Genomic DNA, 13,023 nt, shown 5'->3' on the forward strand with positions numbered 1-13,023 from the left:
CAAAAAGTTAGTAGTCGATTGGGTCGCGGACGATCGGGCAGGTCATGCAGTGGCCGCCGCCACGGCCACGGCCCAGTTCGCCGGCGCTGATAGTGATGACCTCGACCCCGGCCTTGCGCAGCAGGGTGTTGGTGTAGGTGTTGCGGTCGTAGCCGATGACCACGCCCGGTTCCACGGCCACCACGTTGTTGCCGTCATCCCATTGCTCGCGTTCTGCGGCGAAGCTGTTGCCGCCGGTTTCGACGACGCGCAGTTCCTTGAGGCCCAATACGTCGGCCACCACCTGGATGAACGACTTGTTCTCCCGGCGCACGTCCAGCCCATAAGGCTTGCTGCTGTCGGGGCGGATGATGAACGGCACGATTTCCTTGACCACTTCCGGGAAGACCGTGACCAGGTCGCGGTCGCAGAAGCTGAACACGGTGTCCAGGTGCATCGCCGCACGGGATTTCGGCAGGCCGGCGACCACGACTTTTTCCACGGCGCCTTTGGCGAACAGCGATTGCGCCAGTTGGCCGATGGCCTGACGCGAAGTGCGCTCGCCCATGCCGATCAACACCACGCCATTGCCGATCGGCATGACGTCACCGCCCTCGAGGGTGGCCTGGCCGTGATCCTTGTCCGGGTCGCCGTACCAGACTTCGAAGTCGGCGTTGGTGAACTCGGGGTGGAATTTGTAGATGGCGGTGGTCAGCAGGGTTTCCTGACGACGGGCCGGCCAGTACATCGGGTTGAGCGTCACACCGCCGTAGATCCAGCAGGTGGTGTCGCGGGTGAACTGAGTGTTGGGCAGCGGTGGCAGCAGGAAGCTGGAGTGGCCCAGGTAATCGCGGTACATCTTGATTACGCTGGAGCCTTCGCTTTCCGGCAGGTCTTCACCGGCCACGCCGCCGATCAGGAACTCGGCGAGCTTGCGTGGCTCCAGGCCTTCGAGCCAGCTGCGCACTTCGTTGGTCAGGCCGACGCCGACGGTGTCGGGGGTGATCTTGCGGTCCAGAATCCATTTCAGCGCTTCGGGGTTGGAAACGATGTCGGTCAGCAGGTTGTGCATTTCCAGCACTTCGATCCCGCGTTCGCGCATCTTGGTCACGAAGTCGAAGTGGTCGCGCTTGGCTTGGTTGACCCAGATGACGTCGTCGAACAGCAGTTCATCGCAGTTGTTCGGGGTCAGCCGCTGATGGGCCAGACCTGGGGAGCAAACCATGACTTTGCGCAGTTTGCCGGCTTCGGAATGGACGCCGTACTTAACTTTTTCCGTGGTCATTTCAGTGATCCTCCAGATAACAAATCAGTCAGGGGTTACAGAGTCAGGAAGCCGTCGTAGAGGCCGTAGGCAGCCACCAGGGCACCCACGACCACCGCGGCGAAAATCAGCTTCTCGACGTTGGTGAAAACCGGTTGTTTGAGTTCCAGCTTGGCCTTGGCGAACAGGATCGCGCCGGGCGCATAGAGCAGGGCTGACAGCAGCAGGTACTTCACGCCACCGGCGTAGAGCAGCCAGACCGCATAGATCAGGGCGATGCCGCCGATGATCAGGTCCTTGCGGCGTTCGGCCGCGAAGCCTTCGTAGCTTTCGCCACGCACCGCCAGCAGCAGGGCGTAGGCCGCCGACCACAGGTACGGCACCAGAATCATCGAAGTGGCGAGGTAGATCAGCGACAGGTAAGTGCTGGCCGAGAACAGGGTGATGATCAGGAACAGCTGCACCATCGCGTTGGTCAGCCACAGGGCGTTGACCGGCACGTGGTTGGCGTTCTCCTTGCGCAGGAACTCCGGCATGGTGTGGTCCTTGGCGGCGGCGAACATGATCTCCGCGCACAGCAGCACCCACGACAGCAGCGCCCCCAGCAGCGAGATGATCAGGCCGACGCTGATCAGCACCGCACCCCAGTGACCGACCACGTGCTCCAGCACGGCAGCCATCGACGGGTTTTGCAGTTTGGCCAGTTCCGGCTGGGTCATGATGCCCAGCGACAGCACGTTCACCAGCACCAGGAACAGCAGCACGGTGATGAAACCGATCACGGTGGCCTTGCCGACGTCCGAACGTTTTTCCGCCCGGGCCGAAAAGATGCTCGCGCCCTCGATGCCGATGAACACCCACACGGTGACCAGCATCATGTTGCGCACCTGGTTCATCACGCTGCCCAGATCCGGGTTTTTCACGCCCCAGATGTCGGCGGTGAAGATGTCCAGTTTGAAGGCGAAGATCGCGATCAGGACGAACAGCAGCAGCGGTACGACCTTGGCGACGGTGGTCACCAGGTTGATGAACGCCGCTTCCTTGATCCCGCGCAGCACCAGGAAGTGCACCGCCCACAGCAAAACCGACGCACCGATCACCGCAGCAACGGTGTTGCCTTCACCGAAAATCGGAAAGAAGTAACCGAGGGTGCTGAACAGCAGAACGAAGTAACCGACGTTGCCCAGCCAGGCACTGATCCAGTAACCCCAGGCGGACGAGAAACCCATGTAGTCGCCGAAACCGGCCTTGGCGTAGGCGTAGACGCCGCCGTCCAGGTCAGGTTTGCGATTGGCGAGGGTCTGGAAGACAAAAGCGAGGGTGAGCATGCCGACAGCGGTGATGGCCCAACCGATCAGCACGGCACCGACGTCGGCGCTGGCTGCCATGTTTTGTGGCAAAGAGAATATCCCGCCACCGATCATTGATCCGACTACCAGGGCAACCAGTGCACCTAGCCGTAGTTTTCCGGGAGCTTCAGACATTGCATGACTCCATTGCAGGAGAGAAGAGTTCACAGCGTAGTTCTGTTGGCTTTTCAAACAGCTGACTTAGATCAGTGCATGCTCACATTCCATTGTTAATGAATGACTTATGAAACCACTGCAGGCATAAAGCTATTGTCTGGAAGGCCCGTCCCAGAGGCCTTTGGTCGATGTGGTTGGGAATGGGTCCTATTACTTTCGAGTTATCACGCTAGTTGCTTTTCCACTTTTGGCAAATTTTTCACATCTGTTTTCAGTACAGAATTGATTTATTAGGATCAGCGCACAAAACTGTCTTAACGTGCTAGGCGTTAGCGTCATCGGCTATATATAACCGGACGTTTGTTGGTATTACCTGATAAACGTCAGTCAGCTTTATCCGTTTAGTTAATAGTTGTTACAAATAAAAACCTCACCCATCTTTCAAGGAGATTTGAATGTCGCAACCGACGCAAAAGCTGCGCCTTGGCGCGCTGATCGCCCTGGTGGTGGGGTCGATGATTGGCGGGGGGATTTTCTCTTTGCCGCAGAACATGGCGGCTCGCGCCGATGCCGGGGCAATCCTGATCGGCTGGGGGATCACGGCCATCGGCATGCTCACCCTGGCGTTCGTGTTCCAGACCCTGGCCAACCGCAAACCGGAACTGGACTCCGGCGTCTACGCCTACGCCAAGGCCGGGTTTGGCGACTACATGGGGTTCTCGTCGGCATGGGGCTACTGGATCAGCGCCTGGCTGGGCAACGTCGGGTATTTCGTGTTGCTGTTCAGCACCCTCGGCTACTTCTTTCCGGTGTTCGGTCAGGGCAACACGCCGATCGCCATCGGGTGCGCTTCGGTGTTGCTGTGGGCCGTGCATTTTCTGGTGATGCGCGGGATCAAGGAGGCGGCGTTCATCAACCAGCTGACGACCGTGGCCAAGATCGTGCCGCTGATCATGTTCATCGTCATCGCTGCCGTGGCGTTCAAGGCCGATATCTTTACCCGCGACATCTGGGGCCACAGCAACCCGAACTTCGGCGGGGTGATGGATCAGGTGCGCAACATGATGCTGGTGACGGTGTTCGTGTTCATCGGCATCGAAGGCGCCAGCGTGTATTCGGCGCGGGCCGAGAAACGGGCGGACGTCGGGCGGGCCACGGTGATCGGTTTCATTGGCGTGCTGGCGCTGCTGGTGCTGGTCAACGTGCTGTCGCTGGGGATCATGAGCCAGCCGGAACTGGCGACCCTGCAGAACCCTTCGCTGGCGGCGGTGCTGGAACACATCGTCGGGCCGTGGGGCGCGCTGGCGATCAGCATCGGCCTGGCGATTTCGTTGCTCGGTGCGCTGTTGTCCTGGGCGCTGTTGTGCGCCGAAATCCTCTTCGCCACCGCCAAGGACAAGACCATGCCGGCGTTCCTGAAAAAGGAAAACGCCAACCATGTGCCGGTCAACGCACTGTGGCTGACCAACGTGATGATCCAGATTTTTCTGCTGATCACGCTGTTTTCCGCCGGCACCTACACCAGTCTGATCTACCTCGCGTCGTCGATGATTCTGGTGCCGTACCTGTGGTCGGCGGCCTATGCGGTGCTGTTGAGCGGGCGGGGAGAAACCTATGAACATGCCTCGGCCGAACGCACCAAGGACCTGCTGATCGGCGGCATCGCCCTGTGCTACGCGGTGTGGTTGCTGTACGCCGGCGGGGTGAAATATTTACTGCTGTCAGCGCTGTTGTATGCGCCGGGGGTGATTCTGTTCGCCAAGGCCAAGCATGAGCAGGGCGAGCCGCTGTTCACCACGATCGAGAAGGGGATTTTCACCTGTGTCATCGTCGGTGCCGGGCTTGCGGCCTACGGGTTGTACAGCGGTGTACTGTCGTTGTGAGGCTGCGGCTCGAATACCAGGCGCCCTACGACTGGCCGGCGATGCTCGGGTTTCTCGCGGCGCGGGCGGTGGTCGGGATGGAGACCGTGGTCGATGGTGTGTATTCGCGCAGCATCGGTTTGAACGGTGTGCATGGCACGGTTTCGGTCTGGCCCGGTGATGGCGATGCACTGGAGGTCGAGCTGGATTTTCCGGATGCGACGGCGGTGCTCGAGATCATCACGCGCTTGCGTCGGCTGTTCGATCTGGACGCGGATCTGCCGACGATGCAGCGCCATCTGGCGGCGGATCCGCTGCTGGCGCCATTGATTGCCGAACGCCCGGGGTTGCGGGTGCCGGGCGCGTGGGATGGTTTGGAGCTGGCGTTTCGGGCAGTGCTGGGGCAGCAGATTACGGTGGTCGGGGCGATCCGGCTGGCGGGGAAAATGGTGGCGCAGTATGGCGAGCCGTTGCGTTCTTCGGTGTTGGGGCTGACTCACGTCTTTCCTCAGGCGGCGGTTTTGGCGGTCGCTGATCTGGCGGCGCTGGGCATGCCGAAAAGTCGCGGACGCACTTTGTCCGGGGTCGCGCAGGCGTTGCTGGATGATCCGTTGCTGTTTGCCTCCGGGACCGCGCGGTTGCTGGCGCTGCACGGGATTGGCGACTGGACGGCGCAGTACATTGCCCTGCGACAGTTGCGGGATATGGACGGGTTTCCGACCGGCGATGTGGGGTTGCTGCGGGCGCTGGAGGTGCTGGAGGGGGCGCGGATGACGGCGCGGGAATTGACTGCCCGCGCCGAGGCCTGGCGACCGTTTCGGGGGTATGCGGCGCAGGTGTTGTGGACATCGTCGAGTCGTGCGGATTGATACCCGCACACATTCAAAACCATCGCGGTTGATGTGAACCCAACTCGGTGGCCGGCAATGCCCAGTGCAACGGCGTCCCGCTGATCTTCAGCGGGGCTTCAAGCCGATGTGCGGGGCCCCACGGCGTCTGTTCCACCCGCAAGCTCTGATCCTGCTCATCTTCCGGACGCAGCGCTTCGTCCGTCCCCGGCCCATGTTCAATCAACAACTTCGCCGTCCGCGCCAGCGACAATCGCGCCGATCCACCTCGACCACTGCGCAGCCTTTCAGCCAGTAACCGGATCGCACTCGCCGCCATCAGATACCCCGTCGCATGATCCAGTGCCTGCACCGGCAGCGGGGTCGGTTTGTCAGCCTGCTTCCAGCGCTGTCCGGCCTCGGCAATCCCGCTGCTCATCTGCACCAGACTGTCGAAGCCCCGGCGGTTCTGCCACGGACCGCTCCAGCCGTAGGCATTGAGGCAGACGTCGATCAGCCCCGGCGCCAGTTGTCGGCGACGTTCGGCGCCAAAACCGAGATGCTCAAGCGCATCGGCGCGATAGCCGTGCAGCAGAATGTCAGCATCCTTGAGCAGACTTTCAAACACCGCGCGATCTGCCGGCTCATGCAGATCCAGCCGCGCACAGCGTTTACCGAGGGTCACTTCCGGCACTACGCCGGGCTCGTTCCAGGTCGGCGGGTCGATGCGCAGGACATTGGCGCCGAGCCCCGCGAGAAAGCGGCTGGCCGTCGGGCCGGCGAGGACGCGAGTCAGATCGAGCACCTTGAACCCGGCCAATGGCTGCGCCACCGAGCCTTGCCAGGGGTGATGACTTTCGTCTTTCCCATCACTGAAATGCACCAAGGGTTCGGCATTCACCGCCAGCCCTTGCGGATGCTTCTGCCACTGCGCCCAACTGCGCATTTCGGCGGCGCAGCCCTTGGCATCGACCACCGCTTGCTCCAGATCGGCACTGGCCCATTGCGCGACTTTCGCCGCCATCGCCGTGCGGTCGGCGCAGGCACCCAGCACGCTTTCGGCGGCGGCGCGGTGATGCGGGGCGTTGGTGTGCAGGCGGATCCAGCCGTCCTTCGTTGCGTAGTCGCCGGCGACCGGATCCCACAGCGGCGGCACTTCCCAGCCGATCGGCCGTAGCGAAGTGGCAAACCAGAACGAGGCGAGGCGTCGATCGACTTCAATACCGGGCAAGTCGCCGGTTTGCTGCTGGAGCAGTTCGGCGACTGCCTGCCCGGCAGCGGCAATGCTCGCGCAGGCAAGGTCAGTGACGGCAAACGCGGAGGGCAGGGCGCCCTCGGCGGTGAACGGAATCGGCATGCGGGACAAGCCGAGCGCGGCTTGAATGGACGTGAGCAGATCAGTCATCGAAGGCCCTCCGGGAGAGGGCCTGATCATAGATCAGTTGACGATCGGTGGGAGGTCAGACGCGGAACTGATCCATCAATTTCATCTGCTGACTGGCCAGGGCATTCAACTGGCTGCTGATCGCCGCCGATTCGGTGGCCTGTTCGGTCAGCGTCTCGGTGACAGTGCGGATCGCCGACACGTTGCGATTGACCTCTTCGGCCACGGCGCTTTGCTGTTCGGCGGCGCTGGCGATTTGCAGGTTCATGTCGCTGATCACGGTCACCGCGTCACTGATCTTGCCGAGGGCGTCCACGGCCTGACGGATCTGCCCGGCATTGTTGTGAGCCTGGGTCTGGCTCGAATGCATGGTCGCGACCACGCCACGGGTGCCGGTCTGGATGCGTTCGATCACCACGCGGATTTCTTCCACCGAATCCTGAGTGCGCTTGGCCAGGTTACGCACTTCGTCGGCGACCACTGCGAAACCACGGCCGCTTTCACCGGCACGGGCCGCTTCGATTGCGGCGTTCAGCGCCAGCAGGTTGGTCTGTTCGGCGATGCTGCGGATCACTTCCAGCACCGAACCGATCTGCTCGCTGTTGACCGCCAGTTCCTCGACTTCGGTCACCGCTTTGCTGACTTCATCGGCCAGTTGATTGATGTCGCGGGTGCTGCGCTCGATGATCGACATCCCGTCCTTGGCCGACTGATCGGCGCCTTTGGCCGCGTTGGCAGCGTTCGAGGCGCTGTTGGCCACGTCGTGGGCGGTGGCGCTCATTTCGTTGGAGGCGGTGGCCACCTGATCGATTTCGCGGAACTGCACCTGCATGCCTTCGCTGGTCTGGCGGGCGATTTCCGACGATTGATCGGCGGTGCCACGGGCTTCGGTGATGCTCTGTTTGATCTGGGCGATGGTTGGTTGCAGCTTGTCGAGGAAGCGGTTGAACCAGTTCACCAGTTCGCCCAGTTCATCTTTCTTGGTGTAGTTCAGACGCTGGGTCAGGTCGCCTTCGCCGCTGGCGATGTTCTTCAGCATTTCGGCGACGCTGTTGATCGGACGGGTCACACCGGAGGCGGTGAGCCAGATCAGCAGCAGGCCGATCAGACCTGCGATCACGGCCACCGACAGCGCGGTAATCATGCCGGTTTGCTGAGCGTCGTCGAGCACCGCTTGCAGCTTGACCGAGTCGGCCAGGAGCACTTGTTTCGGCAGGTCGATGACCACGCCCCAGGCCCGGGAATTGCCGATCGGATCGACCGGGTACACGGCGCGGATCAGGTCGCCCTGTTCGAGAATCTTCGGTGTGCCGGCGCTCAGCAGTTGCAGGATGTCCTTGCCTTCGGCGCCAAGGGTTTCGGCGATGCCTTTGCCGACCTTGGTCGCGTCGGTGCTGTAGGCGCCGAGCACGCCGCTGCCGGAGACGATCAGCATGTGCCCGGCACCGTTGAACAGTTCGCGCTGGGAACCCACGGCCGCTGCTTGCAGGGCGTCGAGGGCGATGTCGATGCCGACCACGCCAATGGCCTTGCCGTCCACCAGCAACGGCACGGAAATGGTGGTCATGAGCATTTCCTTGCCGCCCACGGTGTCGGCATACGGGTCGAGCAGGCAGGTGCGCTTATTGTCGCGAGGGCAGGTGTACCAACTGTTGTAGGGCGTACCGCTGACGCTGAGGGTGGTCTTGGTCATGTCTTCTTCGACCATGATCGTGTTCAGCGCAGAACCGGCGGCACGGCTCCAGTAGGTGGCGAAGCGCCCGGCTTCGTTGGACTGGCGCGCCGCGTCGTTGACGAACTCGTTGTCCTTGCCGTCCAGGCCGTTGGGTTCGAAGGCCAGCCAGATGCCGAGCACCTTGCTGTTGCGCTCGAACGCGGTTTTCAGGCTCAGGTTCAACTCTTCGCGCAACGCCCCGGCGTCCAGCGAACGCTTGGCAGCCATGACGCGCATGTCCTTGATCTGGTCGGCCAGTGCGGTGATCACCAGCAGGCTTTCGCCGAAGGTCTTCTGCACTTGCACGGCCTGTTCGGCAGCCTTGGCCTGCAACAGGTTCTGCACGCTGGCGGTGAGCATCTTGCTGCTCGACTCGCTGACCAGTTCGTCGTTCTGGTTGGTCTGGTAGAGGTTGATGCCGACGATCAGCGCAACCACGCCGAGCAGGCACAGGCCGGACAGCAGGACGATTTTCAGGCGAATGGACAGAGAGTCGAACATGGGATGTTCTCGCGAATGAATGAACGGTTGGCTACGGGGCACGGAGTTGCCCGGTTCGCCAAATCCATTCAGCGCCATTCAATGCTCATCGGCGCGGGGCGAGGGTGCATGAGGTGCAAGCCGACGAACGGTCACGGCTAAACGTTTGCGCGGGCAAATGCCCTGAAAAGAAGGGAAAAATCAGGAAATCTTCGGCAACGCTTCCGGTCGAGACCAGATCCACAGATTGCCCATGGTCATGCCGGCAATCGCCAGATACACCGGCCAGCCGTGATCGAGCATCACCAACATCAGGGTCGCGCACAACAGCATGCTGACGGTGGCGCTGACCTTGGCCTTGCGGGCGATGATCTTGCCGTTGCGCCAGTTGCTCAGGATCGGCCCGAACAGCCGATGGTTTTCCAGCCAGGCGCTCAGGCGCGGCGAACTGCGGGTAGCAGCCCAGGCGGCAAGCAGAATGAACTCGGTGGTCGGCAGGCCGGGCACGACGATGGCGATCAGGCCGATGCCGAGGCTGACATAGGCGAGCAGGCCGAACAGCAGGCGAGCGAGTCGGGAGGAGGCGGGTTGGGGCATGGGCTCGAGGTGTGTGAGGCGAAACGGGGATTCTACAGGCTGGCGCCATTCCCATGTGGAAGCTGGTTGGCCAGCTCCCCCAGGGTTTTGTGTCGGGCGTGGGATCAGGCCAGCTCGGCTTCTGTGGCGTAAGCCTGTTCCAGCAGCACGGTGAAGCGGTTGAACGCGTCGATCGCGCCTTGCTCGACTTCGGCTTCTTCTTCGGCACTGAATTGCAGCGCGTCGAGGGTGCGCACGAAGCTCTTCCAGCCTTCGGCGCGACCGCCTTCAGGCTCGCCCAGGTGACGGGCGCCGAAGGTTTCGCTCAGCTCCAATGCGACGGCGCGTTTGATCAGGAACGCGGCGCCGAGCTTGGAGCCCTCGGAGACGAAGATCCAGCCCAGGGCGCGGGCCTTGCTCGGGTTCTTCACCGCGCCGGCGACCGGGGCAGGCACTTCGGTGTCGAGATCGGCGAGGTCGGCCTTGGCCGCTTCGGCGCGGCAGCGGGCCGGCAGGTCAGGGACGATGGCGGTCAGTTCGGCATCGTTGTACAGCGAGACCAGTTCCGACTGGAACAGGTACTGCGCAACCACGAAGCGGGCGAAATTGGCACGGGTCTCGAACGGCGCGTGCGCCTTGACCAGTGCATCGAGCTTGCTGTGCGGCTCGTGGGTGATCTGGTTCAGGCGTTGCGAACGCAGGGCTTTTTCCGGGGTGCTCATGAGATGTCCTTGAAAAGAAGAGGCGCTTGATAACGAGACGTACGGGCAAGCGCCGGACAGTAAAAAAACCTCACAGCGCGGCAATGCACACGCGCCGTGAGATCGGCCGGATCAGATATCCCAGACCAGGTTGATCGCGAAGTTGCGACCCGGCTGGGTCAGGCGATCAAGGTTGGCCGGTTGTGTCACCGAAGCTTCGCCGACGCTGTCGTAACCGCGCACGTCATCCCACAACCAGTACTTCTTGTCGGTCAGGTTGTAGATGCCGCCGCTGACGGTGACGTCGTCGGTGACCTTGTAATAACCGGCCAGATCGAGAATGCCGAAGCCTGGCGACTTGAACTGGCTGCTGACACCGTCCGGCGACTTGAAGTTGCTGTCGTCGACGCGATCCTTTTTCTTCACCACGGTCCAGCTCAGCAGGCCGCCGTAGTTGTCCTGGTCATAACCCAGACCGAATACGCCGGTCAGCGGATTGACGCTGTTCAACGGCTCGCCGTTGTCGTTGTTGCGTCCGTAGGCGTAGGAGATCGAACCCTGGGTATACAGGCCTTGCGGCGCGCCGAAGGAATCCAGGTTCAGGCGACCTTTGACTTCGGCACCCTTGATGGTGGCGTGCTTGATGTTGCTGGACTGGAAGGTCAGCTCGCTGTAGCCCGGGGTGACGGCGTCTTCGTTGATGAAGTCGCGGTACTTGTTATAAAACACCGCCACGTCGAACGAGCCTTGCTCGAAGTTGCCGCGCAGACCGGTTTCATAGCTTTTGCTTTTTTCCGGTTCCAGGTTCGGGTTCGGTGCCACGTTGTAGCCGGTGGTGCTGTTCTCGAAGCGGCCGTACAGCGCTTTCGCGGTCGGGGTGCGGAAGCCTTCGGCGTACTGACCGTACCAGGTGTAGTTTTCGGTCAGGGCGTAGGTCAGGCCGAATTTCGGCGAGACTTTATGCCAGGTCTTGTTCTCGTCGCTGACCGTGCCTTTGCCGTCGGCAGCCACGGTGTTGAGGAATTCCTGGGTGATGTGCGGCTTGAGCTGGGTGTAGTCGTAGCGCAGGCCTGGCAGGAAGGTCCAGTTGTTCCAGCTGATCTGATCCTGGGCGAACAGGCTGTAGGTGTTGATGGTCGGGTCCGGGAAGTCGCTGGACTTTTTCAGCACGTCGGCCGCACTGGTGGCGCCGATGGCGGTGCAGCCGCGACCGACTGCCAGGCACTTGCCGTCGCCGCTGCGCGAACCGGTGACTTTCTGCTGTTTGATCGTGGTGCCGTAGGTCAGCACGTGATCGGTGTCACCGATGGCGAATGCCTTGTCCAGTTGCGCATCGAACACCCATTGTTTTTCCTCGTAGATCGTGTCGCGGGTACGCAGCACTTTACGGGTCATCGGGTAGTAGAACTCTTCGGTGCTCTGGTCGGTCTTGGCGACCTGGTGGTTGAGGCTCCACTTCACGTTATCGGCCAGCAGGCTGTCGAGGGCGAAGCTGTGCTCCAGGCCGAAACGCTCGCGGGTGACGGTGTCGTTGCCGGTACGCCACTGATACATGCCGCCGGGCAGCATGCTGTTGGGGATCGTCGGAGCACCATTGAAGAACGGGCCGCCGTAGGCACTTTTCTGATCGGTGTCGCGATCATCCTTGTACTTTTCGTAGGTCAGGCCCAGGCGTGAACCTTCGCTGTAGTTCCAGCCGATCTTGGCCAGTACGTTGGTGGCTTTCACGTCCTCCGGGTTGGCGGCAGTGCGCTCGAGACCGGTGCCGTTGTTGCTGCCGTAGGAATCGGTTTCATGACCGTCGCGCTGACTGTAGTGCAGCAAACCGTCGAACTGGTCGGCGCGACCGGCGACGGTGGCGGATTTCAGCCAGCTGTCGTCGGCGGAGCTGTAGCCGGTTTTCAGGCGGGCGCCGACGTCTTTGCCGGGCTTGATGATGTCGTCCGGGTCGAGGGTGTAGTAGCTGACGGCGCCGCCGATGGCGTTGCTGCCGTAGAGCACCGAGGCCGGACCACGGAGGATTTCGACGCGTTTGACGATTTCCGGGTCGACGTAGTTGCGCTGGGTCTTGGCGTACGGACCGTTGAAGAAACCGTCGGGTACTTCGACACCGTCGACCTGAGTCAGGATGCGGTCACCGTCGATGCCGCGAATGTTGTAGCCGCTGATCCCGCCGCGCTGGCCGGCGCCGCCGACGGAGACGCCCGGCTCGTAGCGCACCAGATCCTTGATGGTGTTGACGTTGTTGCGGTCCAGGTCCTGACGGGTCTGCACGGTGACGGTGGCGGGCACGCTGCTCACCGACTGTTCCTGACGGGTGGCGCTGATGGTCACCTGATCGAGGTTGAGCGCGCCGCTGTTGTTGCGCTTTTCCAGCACGACGTTGTTGTTGCTGATTTTGCGGAAGCTCAGGTTGGTCCCCACCAACAGGCGCTCCAGGGCTTTTTCCGGTGGCAGCGAACCGCGCACGCCCGGCGACGACACGCCTTGACCCAGTTCCGCCGGCAAGCCGACCTGCCAGCCCGTGACGGCGGTGAAGGCATTGAGCGCCGACACCAGCGGTTGCTGGCCGATGGCGAACGAGTAATCGCCCATGTTGCGTGCCGGCTGCTCGGTGGCAGCCATCAGCGGCGCGGTGCCGGCCATCAGGATGGCGGCGGTCAGCAGCGACAGCACGCGGGAAGGGGAAGAAGTCTGGCGGGTAAGGCGTGAGGACATCGATAGCGCTCCGTGTCGCACGAATCTTTATAGGTGCTGATTGGTATCGCGA

At 61.9% G+C, this 13,023-nt stretch carries 9 protein-coding genes and 1 pseudogene; 2 read left to right on the top strand and 8 right to left on the bottom strand.

The genetic code is table 11. From position 1 onward, the window contains the following. Positions 1–7: 7 nt before the first annotated feature. Together arcA and arcD (AC1RMX_RS16270) are read right to left on the bottom strand one after the other, a co-directional pair. Entirely contained in the window at positions 8–1,264 is a 1,257-nt protein-coding gene (arcA, locus tag AC1RMX_RS16265) for an arginine deiminase (protein WP_096818274.1), read from the bottom strand. 35 nt (positions 1,265–1,299) lie between these two features. Continuing rightward, a complete protein-coding gene (arcD, locus tag AC1RMX_RS16270) occupies positions 1,300–2,727 on the bottom strand; it encodes an arginine-ornithine antiporter (protein ID WP_096818272.1) in 1,428 nt (475 codons plus the stop codon). 437 nt (positions 2,728–3,164) lie between these two features. Here arcD (AC1RMX_RS16270) and arcD (AC1RMX_RS16275) point away from each other — a divergent pair, with 437 nt between their 5' ends. Continuing rightward, the gene (arcD, locus tag AC1RMX_RS16275) at positions 3,165–4,592 is read left to right on the top strand and encodes an arginine-ornithine antiporter (RefSeq protein WP_493072528.1); all 1,428 of its coding nucleotides are present in this window, start codon (positions 3,165–3,167) and stop codon (positions 4,590–4,592) included. Continuing rightward, positions 4,589–5,440: a DNA-3-methyladenine glycosylase family protein gene (locus AC1RMX_RS16280; protein WP_493072529.1), complete on the top strand. Its 852-nt coding sequence runs from the start codon at positions 4,589–4,591 to the stop codon at positions 5,438–5,440. Before arcD (AC1RMX_RS16275) ends, AC1RMX_RS16280 begins: the two co-directional genes overlap by 4 nt. A gap of 13 nt (positions 5,441–5,453) precedes the next feature. On the opposite strand, the gene AC1RMX_RS16285 is transcribed toward AC1RMX_RS16280, so the two are convergent. The 6 genes and pseudogenes from AC1RMX_RS16285 to AC1RMX_RS16310 all read right to left on the bottom strand — a co-directional run bounded on the left by AC1RMX_RS16285 (position 5,454) and on the right by AC1RMX_RS16310 (position 12,971). After that, on the bottom strand, positions 5,454–6,803 hold the full coding sequence (locus tag AC1RMX_RS16285) for a CoA transferase (RefSeq protein WP_493072530.1): 1,350 nt from the start codon (positions 6,801–6,803) through the stop codon (positions 5,454–5,456). A 55-nt stretch (positions 6,804–6,858) separates the two neighbouring features. After that, positions 6,859–7,614: a methyl-accepting chemotaxis protein gene (locus AC1RMX_RS16290; protein WP_371320921.1), complete on the bottom strand. Its 756-nt coding sequence runs from the start codon at positions 7,612–7,614 to the stop codon at positions 6,859–6,861. Between the two features lie 102 nt (positions 7,615–7,716). Next, a pseudogene (locus tag AC1RMX_RS16295) lies at positions 7,717–9,075 on the bottom strand (methyl-accepting chemotaxis protein); the annotation flags it as partial. 102 nt (positions 9,076–9,177) lie between these two features. Then, a complete protein-coding gene (locus tag AC1RMX_RS16300) occupies positions 9,178–9,573 on the bottom strand; it encodes a YbaN family protein (RefSeq protein WP_096818265.1) in 396 nt (131 codons plus the stop codon). A 104-nt stretch (positions 9,574–9,677) separates the two neighbouring features. Next, on the bottom strand, positions 9,678–10,274 hold the full coding sequence (locus AC1RMX_RS16305) for a biliverdin-producing heme oxygenase (protein WP_273538097.1): 597 nt from the start codon (positions 10,272–10,274) through the stop codon (positions 9,678–9,680). A gap of 111 nt (positions 10,275–10,385) precedes the next feature. Next, positions 10,386–12,971, bottom strand: a complete 2,586-nt coding sequence (locus AC1RMX_RS16310) for a TonB-dependent receptor (protein ID WP_493072531.1) — start codon at positions 12,969–12,971, stop codon at positions 10,386–10,388. Positions 12,972–13,023 lie beyond the last annotated feature (52 nt).

The sequence above is a fragment of the Pseudomonas sp. GW822-FHT03F04 genome, assembly GCF_058801405.1.

Excerpts from the sequence above, each read along its gene's own strand:
- arcA (WP_096818274.1), bottom strand. The coding sequence starts at position 1,264 with ATGACCACGGAAAAAGTTAAGTACGGCGTCCATTCCGAAGCCGGCAAA.
- arcD (WP_096818272.1), bottom strand. The coding sequence starts at position 2,727 with ATGTCTGAAGCTCCCGGAAAACTACGGCTAGGTGCACTGGTTGCCCTG.
- arcD (WP_493072528.1), top strand. The coding sequence starts at position 3,165 with ATGTCGCAACCGACGCAAAAGCTGCGCCTTGGCGCGCTGATCGCCCTG.
- AC1RMX_RS16285 (WP_493072530.1), bottom strand. The coding sequence starts at position 6,803 with ATGACTGATCTGCTCACGTCCATTCAAGCCGCGCTCGGCTTGTCCCGC.
- AC1RMX_RS16290 (WP_371320921.1), bottom strand. The coding sequence starts at position 7,614 with ATGCAGGTGCAGTTCCGCGAAATCGATCAGGTGGCCACCGCCTCCAAC.
- AC1RMX_RS16300 (WP_096818265.1), bottom strand. The coding sequence starts at position 9,573 with ATGCCCCAACCCGCCTCCTCCCGACTCGCTCGCCTGCTGTTCGGCCTG.
- AC1RMX_RS16305 (WP_273538097.1), bottom strand. The coding sequence starts at position 10,274 with ATGAGCACCCCGGAAAAAGCCCTGCGTTCGCAACGCCTGAACCAGATC.
- AC1RMX_RS16310 (WP_493072531.1), bottom strand. The coding sequence starts at position 12,971 with ATGTCCTCACGCCTTACCCGCCAGACTTCTTCCCCTTCCCGCGTGCTG.